The sequence below is a fragment of the Sphingomonas sp. IC-56 genome (genome assembly GCF_021043375.1).
Lineage (GTDB): Bacteria > Pseudomonadota > Alphaproteobacteria > Sphingomonadales > Sphingomonadaceae > Sphingomonas.
The window spans coordinates 33,955-49,476 of sequence record NZ_JAJNDV010000004.1 but is presented as its reverse complement, the minus strand read 5'-3'; the positions used below and the strand labels follow the sequence as shown (position 1 = coordinate 49,476).

Genomic DNA, 15,522 nt, shown 5'->3' with positions numbered 1-15,522 from the left:
CGTCTCGTGACGACGCAGCCTCCCTCTCCCCAACTTCTCGCGTCCTGAAGGGCGCGAGCGGCTTTGTCGGATACCACCATGCCTAAGCGTACAGATATCCAGTCCATCCTCATCATCGGCGCAGGCCCGATCGTCATCGGTCAGGCCGCTGAGTTCGATTATTCGGGCACGCAGGCGGCCAAGGCGCTGCGCGAAGAGGGCTATCGGATCATCCTGGTCAATTCGAACCCGGCCACGATCATGACCGATCCCGAGATGGCCGACGCGACCTATGTCGAGCCGATCACGCCTGAGATCGTCGCCAAGATCATCGAGAAGGAGCGCCCCGACGCGGTGCTCCCGACGATGGGCGGGCAGACCGCGCTCAACACCGCACTCGCGCTCGCCAGCAATGGCACGCTGGAGAAGTTCGGCTGCGTGATGATCGGCGCGGACGCAGAGGCGATCGACAAGGCCGAGGATCGGCTCAAGTTCAAGGACGCGATGACCAAGATCGGCCTCGAAAGCGCCCGCTCCGCCATTGCGCATTCGGAAGCCGATGCGCTGGCCGCGCTCGAGCATGTCGGCCTTCCTGCCATCATCCGCCCCAGCTTCACCATGGGCGGCTCGGGCGGCGGCATTGCCTACAATCGCGAGGAATTCATCGCGATCGTCCGCTCGGGCCTCGACCTCTCGCCGACCACCGAAGTGCTGATCGAGGAATCGCTGCTCGGCTGGAAGGAATATGAGATGGAGGTGGTCCGCGACCGTGCGGACAATTGCATCATCATCTGCTCGATCGAGAATGTCGACGCGATGGGCACGCACACCGGGGACTCGATCACCGTCGCCCCGGCGCTGACGCTGACCGACAAGGAATACCAGATCATGCGCAACGCATCGATCGCGGTGCTCCGCGAGATCGGTGTGGAAACTGGCGGTTCGAACGTGCAGTTCGCAGTCAATCCGAAGGACGGTCGCCTGATCGTCATCGAGATGAACCCGCGCGTGTCGCGTTCCTCGGCGCTCGCGTCGAAGGCCACCGGCTTCCCGATCGCCAAGGTCGCGGCCAAGCTTGCGGTCGGCTACACGCTAGACGAGATCACCAACGACATCACCGGCGCCACCCCGGCATCGTTCGAGCCGACGATCGATTACGTCGTCACCAAGATCCCGCGCTTCGCCTTCGAGAAGTTCAAGGGCGCCGAAGCCACGCTCGGCACCGCGATGAAGTCGGTCGGCGAAGTGATGGCGATCGGCCGCAACATCCACGAATCGATGCAAAAGGCACTGCGTGGCCTGGAGACTGGGCTCAGCGGCTTCAACAATGTCGACAAGCTCGCCGGCGCGCCGCGCGACTTGATCGAGGCGGCGCTTGCCGTGCGCTCGCCCGACCGGCTGCTGATCGCAGCCCAGGCGCTGCGCGAAGGTTTCACCGTTTCGGAGGTCCAGGCGCTAACTGCCTATGATCCTTGGTTCCTGGAGCGTATCGCCGAGATCGTCGCGGCCGAGGAGCAGGTCTGCCGTGACGGCCTTCCGCAGGACGCGCAGGGCATGCGCCGTTTGAAGGCAATGGGCTTCAGCGACAAGCGGCTGGCCTATCTGTCGCTCAAGTCGCTCAACATGCGCCAGGGCACCGCCGCAATGGCGCGCAGCCACGGCCTGATCGGCGAAGTCGCCAAGGCGATGACCGGCGGCGTCACGGAAGGCGACGTCCGCAAGCTCCGCCACAAGCTCGGCGTCCGCCCGGTGTTCAAGCGCATCGACACCTGCGCCGCCGAATTCGAAGCCAAGACGCCCTACATGTACTCGACCTATGAGGCGCCGAGCTTCGGCGAGCCCGAGAACGAGTCCATGCCCAGCGACCGCAAGAAGGTCGTGATCCTGGGCGGGGGTCCCAACCGGATCGGACAGGGGATCGAGTTCGACTATTGCTGCTGCCACGCCTGCTTCGCGCTGGGCTCGGATCAGGGTGGCGCCGGCTATGAGACGATCATGGTCAACTGCAATCCGGAAACGGTCAGCACCGACTATGACACTTCGGACCGGCTTTATTTCGAACCGCTGACCGCCGAGGATGTGCTTGAGATCCTTGAAGTCGAGAAGTCGAACGGCACGCTTGTGGGCGTGATCGTCCAGTTCGGTGGCCAGACCCCGCTCAACCTGGCCCAGGCGCTGGAGGATGCCGGCATCCCGATCCTCGGCACCTCGCCCGACGCGATCGATCTAGCCGAAGACCGCGAGCGCTTCGCCGCGCTCGTCGCCAAGCTCGGCCTCAAGCAGCCGTCCAACGGCCTTGCCCGCAGCCGGGACGAAGCGGTGGCGGCGGCCGAGCGGATCGGTTTCCCGGTGCTGATGCGCCCCAGCTATGTGCTCGGCGGCCGCGCGATGGAGATCGTCGACACGCTCCAGCAGCTCGACGACTATATCCAGACCGCGGTGCAGGTCTCGGGCGACAGCCCGGTGCTGATCGACCAGTATTTGCGTGACGCCATCGAAGTCGATGTCGACGCGATCGCCGATGGCGACGATGTCGTGGTCGCCGGCGTGCTCCAGCATATCGAGGAAGCCGGCGTCCATTCAGGCGACAGCGCCTGCTCGATCCCGCCCTACAGCCTGTCCGACGACATCATCGCCGAGATTGAGCGCCAGACCCATGCGCTCGCCCGTGCGCTCAAGGTCAAGGGGCTGATGAACATCCAGTTCGCGGTCAAGGACGGCGAGGTCTACCTGATCGAAGTGAACCCGCGCGCCAGCCGCACGGTGCCCTTCGTCGCCAAGGCGATCGGCACGCCCATCGCCAAGATCGCGGCGCGGGTCATGGCGGGCGAGAAGCTCAAGGACCTGCCGGTAATCGATCGCAACATCGACTATATCGCCGTGAAGGAAGCCGTATTCCCCTGGGGCCGCTTCCCGGGGGTCGACCCGGTGCTCTCACCCGAAATGAAGTCCACCGGTGAAGTCATGGGGATCGACCGTGATTTCGCGACCAGCTTCGCCAAGGCGCAGCTCGGCGCGGGTACGGTGTTGCCGCAGACCGGCGCGGTGTTCGTCAGCGTCAAGGACAGCGACAAGGCCGTGGTGCTGCCGGGTGTGCGGATCCTCGCCCGGCTCGGCTTCACCATCATCGCTACCGGGGGCACCGCCGATTATCTGGAAGGGCAGGGCATTGCGGTCGAGCGCGTGAACAAGGTCGCGCAGGGGCGCCCGCACATCGTCGACCGTATCCAGAACGGCGAGATCGCGTTGATCTTCAACACCACCGAAGGCTGGCAGTCGCTAAAGGACTCCGCCGGCATCCGCGCCACGGCGATGTCGCAGAAGATTCCGTACTTCACTACGGCGCCGGGCAGTGTCGCCGCGGCCCGCGCGATCGAAGCCATGGGCGCGAACAGCCTCGACGTCCGCCCGCTCCAATCTTTCTACGCCTCACGCTAGGCCGTTTGATCCCACTCCGTCATCCCGGCCTTGAGCCGGGATCCCGCTTCTTCTAGCCGGTCGAGGCAGCGGGACCCGGGCTCAGGGCCGGGGTGACGAAGAAGCATGGCTGACACCGCGAGTTTTCCGATGAGTGGGTTTCCCGTTCGAAGAGCCTGACGCAATTACGGCACCAATCGGGCGCCCGCTTGATGTTTCTCCCGCGCAGCATTAATATTATCGCTCGCACAACGATCTCCCCAATTACCTTCATGTGCGGGCGCTCTCTTCCCTGAGGCGCTTGGGGAGGAGGCTTTGACGAAGGACACGGGCGTATGGCGACGGTCGACAAGATGCCGATGCTCAAGGAAGGCTTTGAGAAACTCACGGCGGAGCTGAAGCGCCTCAAGGCGGAACGGCCCTTGATCGTGGATGCGATCGAGGAAGCGCGCGCGCATGGCGATCTTTCGGAGAACGCCGAATACCATGCTGCCAAGGAGCAGCAGGGCCAGAACGAAGCGACGATCGCCGATATCGAAGGCAAGCTCAGCCGCGCCCAGATCATCGATCCCAAGGATCTTTCGGGCGACAAGATCGTGTTCGGCGCAACGGTAACGTTGCTCGACGAAGACGACAAGCCGATCCGCTACCAGATCGTCAGCGAAACCGAAGCGGATGCCAGCATCGGCCGCATTTCGTACAACTCGCCGATCGGCCGCGCGCTGATCGGCCGCAAGATCGATGAAGAGGTCGAAGTGTCGGTGCCCGCCGGCGACCGCTATTATCTCGTTTCCAAGATCGAGTTCATCTGATCCGACCCATGCAGCAGCGGGTTTCCGCCACGGCGGCGATCATTGTGCTCACGGCGGCGGTGAGCGCTGCCGTCATCCTTGGTGGGTATGATTACGACGCCAGCATGCGCGCAGGGTTCATCCCTGCGCGGCTGAGCGGCGTAGGCACCGATTTCGCCGCGGTACCGGCTTTGCTGACGCCGCTGACCTGCACGTTGCTGCATGGCGGTTTCCTGCATCTGGCCATGAACATGCTGATGCTGGGCTTCACCGGCAAGGAGACCGAGCGTGCGCTCGGGCCCGTCGGCATGGTGCTGCTTTATGTGGTGGGCGCCTTCGTCGCCGCCTTTGCGCAGTGGCTTCCCGACCCGCAATCCACCATTCCGATGATCGGCGCCAGCGGTGCGGCCTCGGCGGTGGTTGGCGCCTATTCGCTGCTGTTCGGCCGCTCGCGCGCCAAGGCGATCGGGCCAATTCCGGCGCAGGCGGTGCATGTGGTGTGGCTGGCGGTGGCGTGGACGGTAGTCAACCTGCTCAGTGCCTTCGCCTTTCTCGGCGCGGGCGTGGCGGTCGCGGCATGGGCCCATATCGGCGGCTTCATCGCGGGGCTGATCCTCGCCAAGCCGCTGCTGCGCTGGCGCTGGCGCAACGCATAACCCCGGCGCAAGGCCGGGGTCAGCTAGGTCAGGCGGGGGTCTTGTCCAGGTCCGGCTCGAGCAGCCGGTGCAAGTGGACGACCACATATTTCATCTCTGCGTCGTCCACAGTGCGCTGGGCAGCGGCGCGCCACGCCTTTTCGGCCGCGGCATAATCCGCGTAGATACCGACAACATCGAGCTTCGAAGGGTCGGTGAAATTAAGCGTCTGCGGATCGGTCACACGACCGCCGAAGACGAGGTGCAGTTTGCTCATTTTTCCTCCTGGAGGAGCGGTACGCGGCTGCCCTTACCGAGGAAAGCCGCGACCGCTCAACCCCAAAAGGTGGTGACCGGAATCACGCCTGCTGCGTGGCACCTTTGGCAGCTTCCGTTACCGTGCCGAAAAAGGCCGAAACCCGCTCCTTGGTCGCATCCTTGTCCGGAATCATCGCGTCGATCTCCTGACGCCCCGCTTCCTTGGCAGCCTGCGCTGCGGCAGAAGCTCGCTGCGCCAGCGTGCGGCCTAGCGGATCAAGCAGCTCACGCTCCTTGGCAATCCGCGGCAGCAGCGCGCCGACCAGAAGGCCAAGCGCAGCACCCCCGGCGAGCAGCGCGATCGGATTGTCGCCAAGCTCGGAGACTGCCTGGCGTGCTTTGTCGCGAGTTCCGGTGGTCTGGTCGGCGGCCTGGCCGCCCTTCGGGGTCGAAGTGCCGTTGCTCATCTTGCTGTCCTTTCCTGGCGGCTCAGGCCGCCCGTGTTTGTTCGTCAATCAACCGCCGGCGACGGCCTGAGTTGCATCCTGCTTGCGCTTGCGGCGGAACAGTTTGCAGACCCAGCCCCGCGCGAGAAACAGCACCACGCCACCGGCAATCCCGGCAGCCGCATAGGGGCGAGCGCGTGCTGCATCCGCACCGCGATGGGCGGCCGCAGTTAGGCTGGTCGTGGCGCTGTCCATCGCGTTTTGCGCGATGTTGGCGGGCTTCAACCGATTCTGGACCTCGCCCAGTGTATGGAACAGGCGCGTGCGCGCCGCTTCGACCTGCGCCTGCGCGGCGATCAGTTTGGGGTCGCTGGTCATTGATCGCCTCCAAAGACACGCATCACGCGCTTGTAGGCGAGCCATCCCAGCAACCCGGTCATCGCGAGCGTCACGAGGACCACCGCCAGCGTCGCCAGCCCCGGGCCGATCAGCGTCGCAAGGCTGAGGATCAGCCCAACGAGCAGCGCGGTGATGGCCGAGCAGCCCAGCACAAGCGCCGCCACGCCAAAGCCGATCCCGACTCCCGCCTCACCGAGTTTGCCGGTGAGGAGGATGCGGTAGTAGGTCAGCTCAGCGCGTGCGAAGCCCTTGCCGTCTTCGACAAGGCGACCGAACAACGCGCCGACGCTTTCTTCCTGCGGTTCCGGTGAGATCACCTTTCCGGGCCTCTTCAGGCGTCAGTGGTCTGATCGGCCGACGACGTCGTCGACGGGGCGTCGGCAACGTCGGCCGCCGCATCAACCCCGGACTTGATCAGCCGCGCCAGCACGAAGCCCACAGCCGCCGCCGTACCGACTGCGATCGCCGGGCTCTTGCGCACCAACTCGCCCGCCTGATCCAGCAGTTCATCGACTTCCTTGCCGCGCAAGGAATCGGCAAAGCCGGTGATGGTGTCTGCAGCGGAGCGGGCGTATTTGCCATATTCCGCGCCAATCTTCGCATCCACATCATCCGCCGCGTTCTGGAACATGCGGGCCACGTCATCCAGAGCGGTGGTCGCGCGGTCCTTGCCTTGCCCGGCAAAGGCCCGGGCCTGTTCCGCCGCCTGGGTGCCAAGCTTGCTCGCACCGTCCTTAATCTGCTGCTTGGCGGTATCGACGGTGCTGCCGGTGCTGCTCGAAGTGTCGTTGCCGGTGTCGGTCGTGCTGGCCGAGGGCTCAAACTCGATCTCGGCCGCGCCGGTTGTACCAGTATCGGCCACCAGCTTGGGATCCGCGTTGAAGTTCACTGCGCCCGCGGTGCCACCGCCGGACTGGTTGGGGTTGTTCTCATCAGCCATGCCGAAGCCCTTTCTCTTTGCTCGCCCGAACAACCATGGTCACGTTTGCGAGTTCCATGACGAACCGCTAGAGGCTCGCCGCAAAGTCAGCTCCACCGTGATAAGGGGACCGTTACGTGACCGCAATCATCGACATCCATGCCCGCCAGATCCTCGACAGCCGGGGCAACCCGACGGTGGAAGTCGATGTGCTGCTGGAGGATGGCAGCTTCGGCCGCGCCGCAGTACCTTCGGGCGCATCGACCGGCGCTTATGAAGCGGTTGAAAAACGCGATGGGGACAAGTCGCGCTGGCTAGGCAAGGGCGTCGAGCAGGCGGTTGAGGCTGTTAACGACGAAATCGCAGGCGAAGTGCTGGGACTGGAGGCCGAGGATCAGGCAGACGTCGATCAGGCGATGATCGATCTGGACGGCACGCCTAACAAGAGCCGGCTCGGTGCCAACGCCATTCTCGGCGTAAGCCTTGCCGTCGCCAAAGCTGCGGCTGAAGCGCGCGGCCTGCCGCTGTACCGCTATGTCGGCGGGGTGTCCGCCCATGTGCTGCCGGTGCCGATGATGAACATCATCAACGGCGGCGAACATGCCGACAATCCCATCGACTTCCAGGAATTCATGATCGTGCCGGTCGGCGCGGAGAACATCGTCGAGGCCGTGCGCTGCGGCTCCGAAATCTTCCACACGCTCAAGAAGAAGCTGCACGACAAGGGCTTGGCGACTGGTGTGGGCGACGAGGGCGGCTTTGCCCCGAACATCGCAACCAATGTCGAGGCGCTGGACTTCATCATGGAGTCCATCCAGGCGGCAGGTTACAAGCCAGGCGAGGACGTCATGCTCGCGCTCGACTGCGCCGCAACCGAGTTCTTCCGCAACGGCAAGTATGAGATTTCGGGCGAGGGCAAGTCACTGTCGCCGACCGACATGGCCGAATACCTAGCGGACTTGGCGCGTCAATATCCGATCTTCTCGATCGAGGACGGCATGGGCGAGGACGATTTTGAAGGGTGGAAGGCGATCACCGATCTGCTCGGCGATAAGGTTCAGCTTGTCGGTGACGACCTGTTCGTCACCAATCCCGAGCGCCTGGCGATGGGGATCGGCAAGGGCCTGGCCAATTCGCTGCTCGTGAAGGTCAACCAGATCGGCACACTGACCGAAACGCTGGCGGCGGTTAGCCTGGCGCAGCGCTCGTCCTACACCGCTGTCATGTCGCACCGCTCGGGCGAGACCGAGGATGCGACCATCGCCGATCTGGCGGTCGCGACCAATTGCGGGCAGATCAAGACCGGTTCGCTGGCGCGGTCGGACCGGCTTGCCAAGTACAACCAACTCATCCGCATCGAGGAGGAACTGGGTGACGCCGCTGTTTATGCCGGCCGGTCGATCCTGAAGTAAGAATTACGTACAAGTCCGCCTTGATTAACGCCGCTGGTTAAGCGAGAATCAAGCATATGGGGCGAACTTCACCTGTAACGACGTTGCTGCGCCGCGCGGGGCTTCCCGCTGCGGCGCTCATCGCCATCTCCTTCTTCGTCTATAACGCGGCGCTGGGCCCGACTGGCTTCGTCGCGGCCAAGGCGACGCAGGTCGAGCTGGCGCAGAAAAAGGTGGAGTATGCCGCGCTCGACAAAAAGCGGGCGGAGCTCAAGAACCGCGTCGGCCTGCTTGATCCCAAACGGGGTGCCGATCCGGACATGGTCGACGAACTGGTGCGTCGCCAGCTGAACGTCACGCGCCCCGACGAAGTGATTATTCCGCTGAACAATTAAGTCGTCGTCCGGAGTGGGCTGGCTGAGCTGGGGCTCGACCCTGCGCTCGCGATATGTGCGATCCAGATATGCATCGGGTGCCCGCTTACGCCCGCGGCGCTGTATCGCGGCCGGCGAGCGTCAGGCGGCAGCTTTCTCAACTTCAGCGCAGATCTGCCTGCGCTTGCAGCCGAACGCCCGAGCCGTTGCGCGCGTTGACGTTGCGTCCGGGCCAGGAACCCGCTTATAGGCCCGGCATCATTTCCCCCGGGCATGAGGATTTCCTGACCGTGGCCAAAGCACCGGCACGCATAGCAACGACCGAACCTGCGATCCCGAATCGCGAACGACCCAATCAGCCGGAGCGGTATCAGGCCTCCAAGGAAGAGCTGCTCGCCTTCTATAAGCAAATGCTGCTGATCCGCCGTTTTGAGGAGAAGGCAGGCCAGCTCTACGGCCTCGGCTTCATCGGCGGCTTCTGCCACCTCTATATCGGCCAAGAAGCCGTTGCGGTGGGCCTTCAGTCCGCACTCGATGGCGAGAAGGACTCGGTTATCACCGGTTATCGCGACCACGGCCACATGCTCGCGTACGGCATCGATCCGAAGATCATCATGGCCGAGCTGACCGGACGCGCGTCCGGCATCAGCCGCGGCAAGGGCGGCTCGATGCACATGTTCTCGACCGAGAAGAAGTTTTACGGCGGCCACGGCATCGTCGGCGCGCAGGTGTCGCTCGGCACCGGCCTGGCGTTCGCGCACAAGTATAACGAGGATGGCGGAGTCGCCATGGCGTACTTCGGCGACGGCGCGGCCAACCAGGGCCAGGTCTACGAAAGCTTCAACATGGCCGAGCTCTGGAAGCTCCCGATCATCTATGTGATCGAGAACAACCAGTACGCCATGGGCACCAGCGTCAACCGTGCCTCGGCTGAGGACCAGCTCTACAAGCGCGGCGAGAGCTTCCGCATCCCCGGCATTCAGGTCGACGGCATGGACGTGCTCGCCTGCCGCGCGGCTGCCGAAGAGGCGCTGGCCTGGGTTCGCGCCGGCAAGGGGCCGATCATCCTCGAGATGAAGACCTATCGTTATCGCGGCCACTCGATGTCCGATCCGGCCAAGTATCGCAGCCGCGAGGAAGTGCAGTCGGTCCGCGACAAGTCCGATCCGATCGAGGCGGTGAAGCGTGAGCTCGAAGCGCTCGGCGTTCGCGAAGAAGAGCTGAAGTCGATCGAGCAGGAGATCCGGAAGGTCGTCAACGAGTCGGCGGACTATGCCGAACAGACCCCCGAGCCCGATCCTGCTGAACTATATACCGACGTGCTGGTGGAGACCTACTGAGATGGCGATCGAACTCAAAATGCCGGCACTCTCGCCGACCATGGAAGAGGGCACGCTCGCCAAGTGGCTCGTCAAGGAAGGTGACGTTGTGAAGTCTGGCGACATCCTCGCCGAGATCGAGACCGACAAGGCGACGATGGAATTCGAAGCCGTGGACGAAGGCACGATCGCCAAGATCCTGATCACCGAAGGCACCGACAATGTGAAAGTTGGCACCGTGATCGCGATGATCGCGGGTGAGGGCGAGGACGCCGCGGCGGCTTCGACACCCGCATCTGCTGCCGCGCCGCAGGAGACCCCGGCCGACCAGAAGACCGAAGCGACGTCGGAGAACAAGCCGCAGGAAACCGGCACCGCGCAGCTGACCGCCGCGGTCGAGAAGACCCAACCCGCAGCCGATCCGTCGATCCCAGAGGGCACCGAGATGGTCAAGACGACCGTCCGTGAGGCGCTGCGCGACGCGATGGCTGAGGAAATGCGCGCCGATCCGCGCATCTTCGTGATGGGTGAGGAAGTCGCCGAGTATCAGGGCGCCTACAAGGTTACCCAGGGCCTGCTCGAGGAGTTTGGCGGCAAGCGCGTCATCGATACACCGATCACCGAATATGGCTTTGCTGGCGTAGGCACCGGTGCGGCGATGGGCGGCCTGAAGCCGATCATCGAGTTCATGACGTTCAACTTCGCCATGCAGGCGATCGACCACATCGTGAATTCGGCCGCCAAGACCAATTACATGTCGGGCGGCCAAATGCGCTGCCCTATCGTGTTCCGTGGCCCGAACGGCGCAGCATCGCGCGTCGGCGCGCAGCACTCGCAGAACTACGGCCCGTGGTACGCCAGCGTGCCCGGCCTCATCGTGATCGCGCCTTACGACGCGGCCGATGCCAAGGGACTGCTGAAGGCCGCGATCCGTTCGGAAGACCCGGTCGTGTTCCTCGAGAACGAGCTGATGTACGGCCGCCACTTCGAAGTGCCCAAGCTCGACGATTACGTCCTGCCGATCGGCAAGGCGCGTATTGTGCGCCCGGGCAAGGACGTCACCATCGTGTCCTACTCGATCGGAGTCGGCGTTGCGCTCGAAGCCGCCGAGACGCTGGCAGGCGAGGGGGTCGACGCCGAAGTAATCGACCTGCGCACGCTACGCCCGCTCGACACCGCGACCGTGCTGGAGAGCCTGAAGAAGACCAACCGCATGGTGGTGGTCGAAGAAGGCTGGCCCACCTGCTCGATCTCGTCGGAAATCGTCGCAGTGGCAATGGAGCAGGGCTTCGACGACCTCGACGCCCCGGTCCTGCGCGTCACCAACGAGGACGTGCCGCTCCCGTACGCGGCCAACCTCGAAAAGCTGGCGCTGGTCGACGCCGCACGCGTCGTCGCGGCGGTGAAGAAGGTCACGTACCGCTGAGCTTCAGTGCCGCCCCCGCCGGGGGCGGCACTCAGCACGTTAGAGGCGTAAGGCCTGCCACTGGGTAGACGCCGTTGTTACCGCCCACCAAGTCGCGCCGATCTCGTACCATCATGGCGGCGGTTTCAACCATGTCGGGAGCCGGAGAGAACGACGTTTCTATCAGCGGCCGGTACTTATAATATACTTCCACGAACATCGTTGCTCCACCAGAAGGTGCAATCGCTTGACGCCCAGTTGGTCCCACGCCGGTCAGGTTTGTGGTTGCGTCACCCGGCCCGGGATACTTCTGTACATAGCTTGTCTGCGCACCAAAGCAGCGCTTCCAGCCGATCTTGTACCTGCTAGTGCTGCTCTCCATCGGCTCGACGTCCGAAAGGATGACACGACCGCGCGCCTTCAGGTCCAGTTCTTCAGATTGTAGGTTCGCGCCCTCGAACAGGTCGTAGATATCAGCCTCGTTGATGGTCTTGGCCTGCAATTGCGAGCCAGAACCGATCCTTGCGGCGTTGTCCGCGATGTGCAGAGCGATCTGACTGACCCGCATTCTAGTGATGATGTAATTGGTGAGTTCGGCCCCGACTAGGCTCATCAAAAGCAGAATGGGCAGCATGAACGCGAACTCTAGCAGCGCAACCCCACTGGTGTTGCCGCCAAGGCTCTTCAATCGAACACGAAGGGAGTACGTCGTCACGGACAATTCCGCTCCTGGGCCATGTCATAGGTCGCCTGATCACCATAAGGCTGGTTTCTAAGGACCGCCTCTGCACTTACCTGCGCGATTTGAGATCCGCCGATGAATTTGTAGAGTGGGAAGAGGTGCGAATAGGTGACGTTCACGGTATAAACGACGGCATCCTTCGCGCCACCTTGGCCGGCATTGCCGCCGTCGCGGTCCCACCGGTCATTTCGGTTGGCATCGATATATTTCTCACCATTATCGCAGGTGCCATTCTCGTTCTCATCTGTCCAATCCTCCGCACGGGCCGCTGCAGCTTGCGCGAAAGTGCGATAGTAACGACGTTTGATGTCGATATCGGCAGTATTGACCAGAGTCTTGATCTGACTGCGGACGACGTCGTCGATGAGCTCCTGCTGCTCTGCCTGCGTTGATCTTTCGAGAGTTGAATCGCGCGCCGCCTTTTGCAGGGCGCCCTGTAGGACGGCCCGCAAGTACAGGGAGTGTGCGGTATCGAAAGCGCCCATCAGCAGCAGGCACAGAACCGGAGCGACGATCGCGAACTCGATGATCGTCGCGCCGGCTTCATCGCGGCATACTTGCCCCAGGCGGGATCGGCCGAGTTGCCGTAGCATTTTCATCAGTTCGTCAACCGCAACTGAGAGATTTCATTAGCGATTGAGCGGAACGTATTCTGCAGATCGGTTTGATTGCGCGCCGCGAAATATCGGCCTCGCGTTGCACAGGCTGTCAGAGCGCTCTCGATCTTCACGTTTGCGGCACCAAACCAGATGACCCACAACGTGATCTTCCTGTCCTTGACGGCCGAACAGATCGCTGCGGTACGTGCGTCGACTTGGTCCGCAAGCATGCCCGGCGTTCGGTCGGCGGAACACCCCCTGGTGGGAACAACGCTAGGATCTGTCTGACGACGATCGAACCAAGCGACGCCATAGGCCTGATAATTGTTGTTCTCGGTACATGCATCGCCGTCGGTCATGAAGATCAAGTGGCGCTGGATCTCACCGCCCTGGGGCGTGAACTCGTTCTCGTTCTTGAAAATGCCGCTCGGGGACAAGAGACGCGCTCCCCAGATCAGACCGATATCGTGGTAGGTGTTCCCGCCCCCCCAAATCGAGTCGACGTAGGTGTCGAACTGGGTGGCATCTTCCCACTTCGCCAGCTTTCGCGCCGCTGTGGGGCAGCTATACCCCTTTCCCGAATAGTTGGTGAAGGTAAGGATCGGCGCCTGATCGAACGGTGAGACCGTATTGTCGTTGGAGGCATTGGCACGGCGCGGATAGACGATGTTGGTGAGCGCAGGAGCCCAGCGCGTCCCATCATCGTGCGAGCTCGGCACCCTATCGATGTCGAGATCATACGCGTGATCCGGGATCGGCCAATAGCTATTTGCTCGAACAGTCGACCGCTCTTCGACGCACCCGTCCCAAGTGTAAGTCCCGTTTGCGTAGTTATTTCCTGTAGGCAACGTATACTTGTAATCCGAAACCCAGCCGGATCCGTTTTTAAGCACGCTCACGTCGCGTTCGATCGGTGCATAGCGCCAGGTCTTGAACATCACGGCATTCGCCGTCGCAGGATCTACGCGACGAAAAGTGACGGTACGGGTGTAATCACGGGTGCGTTCGGTATATTTGCAGCCATTGGTGCCGCTTTTCCAGCTGGACATTGATCGCTCAGTGTCGCGCCACGGTGTAGCAGCTTCCCAGTTCCCCCAGCCGTTGATTCCGCCGTTCGTCTCGTTCTTGCCTAGGCCCAAGGTGCCGCGGCTCGCGTTGAAGGCGGAGTTGTATGTCGAAGAGCAAGTGGCCTGATCTGCAGTAACGCTCTTCACGCTGGACCAGCTGGTCCAGTTTCCAGGGGTGGTGTCGACATAGCTCTGCGGTAGTCCAGCAACCTGCGCGATCTCGCGTGACTGGTAGGTCCAGCGATCGGCAAAGTAGCTGGAGGGCAGCAGCCTTCCTACGTTTACGTTCATGTCGTAGGGGACAAAACCGAAGCGAACCTGCACTTCGGTGCCGACGCCACCGCTCGGGGCGCCCCCGATGCAAGCCTCGTCAGTATCGAGCTTCGCGAGAACCTCATAAAAGCACTTCACAGAGGAGCGCAGCGCCTCGATCTTGGTTTGTGTGTCGGTGTTCACGGCCTTCGAAGCCATCGATCCGGTCACATCCAGAACGAACATCACATCCGTGTTAGGCAGGCGCATTTCGGACGAGCAGGTAACCGTGAGCGTCTCCTGATCAAAGCCCAGGATCCGCATCAACGTCATGGGAACCACAGCGGACGCAGTACCGCTGACTTTCCCAGCCGCTTCAGTGAAAGTGCGTGTCAGATCGGTCGAGCCATAGGCGTTGGTTTCATAGTTGACGTCAAAGAACTTTTCCGCGGCTACTCGCGGGTAGACCGGTGTTCCGTTGAAGGTCTGTTCCCACACGCCGCCGCCCATGGCCTTGCGGCCCGCAAGCGCGCCGGCGTCACAGGCATGTTGCAGGCGCGTTTTGACGATGTACATGCGGCTGATGTCCACACCTCCGCCGACCAATCCCGCCAGCGGGATCAACGCCATCGCCATGATTGCGAAGGTGTTGGCTCGCACGTCGCGTAAGAGCGACGTCAAAAAAAGCTTCTGCCGCGGATTGCCAGGGTGGCTGCGCCTCATGATCGTGCTCTCGGTCTCGAACGAACGGGGCGTTATGTCCCTATTCTCACCAAAGGCGCTTATACGGATGAGGTTAATACCGCCCTTAGATCGCGGCGGCCAAGGTGTAGGCTCGCTGTGACCGCTGATTCTCCGGAACGTCAGTTGGTGCTTTCCTATGCTCCAACGGCGGCGCGTGCGGGGTTGGCGGCGCTACTCGCCCTGGATGACACATTGTCATCCTTGTTGCGGACCAGTACCGACCCCGCCCTGGGCCAACTACGGCTCGCTTGGTGGCGTGAGTCGCTGGCGAAGCTCGACCATGCGCCGGCGCCGGCAGAGCCGGTGCTGAAAGCACTTCAGCAAGAGGTGGTTGCTAGAGGGATATCCCCAAAGGCGCTTGTCCCGCTCGTGCATGGCTGGGAGGTGCTGGTGGAGGAGGAACATCTTGATTCGGAGGCTCTCACGCGGTTTGCCGAGGGGCGCGGCCAGTTGTTCGCCGCAGCCGGATCGGTGCTGGGCGCGGCGCCGACGGATCCGCTCGCGCAAGCTGGGCGGGGCTGGGCGCTCGTTGACTTGGCAGCCAATCTAAGCCGTCAGGAGGAGGCCGCTGCGGCGCGTACACACGCGCGGCCGTTGCTTGCCGAAGCGGCCAGGCGGCACTGGAGCCGCAATGGACGGCCGCTCGGCGCGATGGCGCATCTCGCCCGAATGAAGGTGGAGGGCGACGCCGGCCCCGTTGCTCGCATCGGTCGTCTGTTATGGCACAGACTTTCGGGCCGTTGAACGTTGCGCTCGGCCGATAAGTAGCTAGCCTGTGCCGACCC

The 15,522-nt window shown here is 62.8% G+C and carries 16 protein-coding genes; 8 read left to right on the top strand and 8 right to left on the bottom strand.

Annotated elements, in window-relative coordinates:
• The first annotated feature begins 78 nt into the window (after positions 1-78).
• The 3 genes from carB to LQ953_RS06860 all read left to right on the top strand — a co-directional run bounded on the left by carB (position 79) and on the right by LQ953_RS06860 (position 4,843).
• Complete coding sequence (gene carB / locus LQ953_RS06870) at positions 79-3,417, top strand: carbamoyl-phosphate synthase large subunit (protein WP_231029991.1); 3,339 nt, start codon at positions 79-81, stop codon at positions 3,415-3,417.
• A 314-nt stretch (positions 3,418-3,731) separates the two neighbouring features.
• Positions 3,732-4,208, top strand: coding sequence for a transcription elongation factor GreA (gene greA, locus LQ953_RS06865; protein ID WP_231029990.1), 477 nt, complete (start codon positions 3,732-3,734; stop codon positions 4,206-4,208).
• An 8-nt stretch (positions 4,209-4,216) separates the two neighbouring features.
• Entirely contained in the window at positions 4,217-4,843 is a 627-nt protein-coding gene (locus tag LQ953_RS06860) for a rhomboid family intramembrane serine protease (protein WP_231029989.1), read from the top strand.
• Positions 4,844-4,871: 28 nt separating this feature from the next.
• On the opposite strand, the gene LQ953_RS06855 is transcribed toward LQ953_RS06860, so the two are convergent.
• From LQ953_RS06855 to LQ953_RS06835, 5 genes are all read right to left on the bottom strand, one after another.
• Positions 4,872-5,099 (bottom strand): DUF4170 domain-containing protein, encoded by a 228-nt coding sequence (locus tag LQ953_RS06855; RefSeq protein WP_231029988.1) that lies wholly within the window; start codon positions 5,097-5,099, stop codon positions 4,872-4,874.
• Positions 5,100-5,181: 82 nt separating this feature from the next.
• Positions 5,182-5,547: a hypothetical protein gene (locus LQ953_RS06850; protein ID WP_231029987.1), complete on the bottom strand. Its 366-nt coding sequence runs from the start codon at positions 5,545-5,547 to the stop codon at positions 5,182-5,184.
• Positions 5,548-5,595: 48 nt separating this feature from the next.
• Positions 5,596-5,904 carry a DUF3618 domain-containing protein gene (locus tag LQ953_RS06845; RefSeq protein WP_231029986.1) on the bottom strand — a complete coding sequence of 103 codons (309 nt, stop codon included), beginning with the start codon at positions 5,902-5,904 and terminating at the stop codon, positions 5,596-5,598.
• A complete protein-coding gene (locus LQ953_RS06840; RefSeq protein ID WP_231029985.1) occupies positions 5,901-6,242 on the bottom strand; it encodes a phage holin family protein in 342 nt (113 codons plus the stop codon). The genes LQ953_RS06845 and LQ953_RS06840 overlap by 4 nt, the downstream gene beginning before the upstream one ends.
• 14 nt (positions 6,243-6,256) lie before the next feature.
• The gene (locus LQ953_RS06835) at positions 6,257-6,865 is read right to left on the bottom strand and encodes a hypothetical protein (protein WP_231029984.1); all 609 of its coding nucleotides are present in this window, start codon (positions 6,863-6,865) and stop codon (positions 6,257-6,259) included.
• A 116-nt stretch (positions 6,866-6,981) separates the two neighbouring features.
• Between LQ953_RS06835 and eno the strand changes: the two genes are divergently transcribed.
• The 4 genes from eno (at position 6,982) to LQ953_RS06815 (ending at position 11,354) form a co-directional block, all read left to right on the top strand.
• Entirely contained in the window at positions 6,982-8,256 is a 1,275-nt protein-coding gene (gene eno, locus LQ953_RS06830; protein WP_231029983.1) for a phosphopyruvate hydratase, read from the top strand.
• Between the two features lie 83 nt (positions 8,257-8,339).
• Positions 8,340-8,630 (top strand): FtsB family cell division protein, encoded by a 291-nt coding sequence (locus tag LQ953_RS06825; RefSeq protein WP_330999390.1) that lies wholly within the window; start codon positions 8,340-8,342, stop codon positions 8,628-8,630.
• Between the two features lie 269 nt (positions 8,631-8,899).
• Positions 8,900-9,949, top strand: a complete 1,050-nt coding sequence (gene pdhA, locus LQ953_RS06820) for a pyruvate dehydrogenase (acetyl-transferring) E1 component subunit alpha (protein WP_231029981.1) — start codon at positions 8,900-8,902, stop codon at positions 9,947-9,949.
• Between the two features lies 1 nt (position 9,950).
• Positions 9,951-11,354, top strand: a complete 1,404-nt coding sequence (locus tag LQ953_RS06815) for a pyruvate dehydrogenase complex E1 component subunit beta (protein ID WP_231029980.1) — start codon at positions 9,951-9,953, stop codon at positions 11,352-11,354.
• A 31-nt stretch (positions 11,355-11,385) separates the two neighbouring features.
• Here LQ953_RS06815 and LQ953_RS06810 read toward each other — a convergent pair whose 3' ends face one another.
• The 3 genes from LQ953_RS06810 to LQ953_RS06800 are packed head-to-tail and all read right to left on the bottom strand — an operon-like array spanning position 11,386 to position 14,716.
• Positions 11,386-12,048 carry a TadE/TadG family type IV pilus assembly protein gene (locus LQ953_RS06810; protein WP_231029979.1) on the bottom strand — a complete coding sequence of 221 codons (663 nt, stop codon included), beginning with the start codon at positions 12,046-12,048 and terminating at the stop codon, positions 11,386-11,388.
• Positions 12,045-12,674 (bottom strand): TadE/TadG family type IV pilus assembly protein, encoded by a 630-nt coding sequence (locus tag LQ953_RS06805; RefSeq protein WP_231029978.1) that lies wholly within the window; start codon positions 12,672-12,674, stop codon positions 12,045-12,047. The genes LQ953_RS06810 and LQ953_RS06805 overlap by 4 nt, the downstream gene beginning before the upstream one ends.
• Entirely contained in the window at positions 12,674-14,716 is a 2,043-nt protein-coding gene (locus LQ953_RS06800) for a Tad domain-containing protein (RefSeq protein WP_231029977.1), read from the bottom strand. Before LQ953_RS06800 ends, LQ953_RS06805 begins: the two co-directional genes overlap by 1 nt.
• 117 nt (positions 14,717-14,833) lie before the next feature.
• On the opposite strand from LQ953_RS06800, the gene LQ953_RS06795 reads away from it, so the two are divergent.
• Positions 14,834-15,481, top strand: a complete 648-nt coding sequence (locus LQ953_RS06795) for a squalene/phytoene synthase family protein (RefSeq protein WP_231029976.1) — start codon at positions 14,834-14,836, stop codon at positions 15,479-15,481.
• Positions 15,482-15,522 lie beyond the last annotated feature (41 nt).

Excerpts from the sequence above, each read along its gene's own strand:
- LQ953_RS06860 (WP_231029989.1), top strand. The coding sequence starts at position 4,217 with ATGCAGCAGCGGGTTTCCGCCACGGCGGCGATCATTGTGCTCACGGCG.
- LQ953_RS06815 (WP_231029980.1), top strand. The coding sequence starts at position 9,951 with ATGGCGATCGAACTCAAAATGCCGGCACTCTCGCCGACCATGGAAGAG.
- LQ953_RS06855 (WP_231029988.1), bottom strand. The coding sequence starts at position 5,099 with ATGAGCAAACTGCACCTCGTCTTCGGCGGTCGTGTGACCGATCCGCAG.
- LQ953_RS06845 (WP_231029986.1), bottom strand. The coding sequence starts at position 5,904 with ATGACCAGCGACCCCAAACTGATCGCCGCGCAGGCGCAGGTCGAAGCG.
- LQ953_RS06835 (WP_231029984.1), bottom strand. The coding sequence starts at position 6,865 with ATGGCTGATGAGAACAACCCCAACCAGTCCGGCGGTGGCACCGCGGGC.
- LQ953_RS06850 (WP_231029987.1), bottom strand. The coding sequence starts at position 5,547 with ATGAGCAACGGCACTTCGACCCCGAAGGGCGGCCAGGCCGCCGACCAG.
- carB (WP_231029991.1), top strand. The coding sequence starts at position 79 with ATGCCTAAGCGTACAGATATCCAGTCCATCCTCATCATCGGCGCAGGC.
- LQ953_RS06805 (WP_231029978.1), bottom strand. The coding sequence starts at position 12,674 with ATGAAAATGCTACGGCAACTCGGCCGATCCCGCCTGGGGCAAGTATGC.
- LQ953_RS06800 (WP_231029977.1), bottom strand. The coding sequence starts at position 14,716 with ATGAGGCGCAGCCACCCTGGCAATCCGCGGCAGAAGCTTTTTTTGACG.
- greA (WP_231029990.1), top strand. The coding sequence starts at position 3,732 with ATGGCGACGGTCGACAAGATGCCGATGCTCAAGGAAGGCTTTGAGAAA.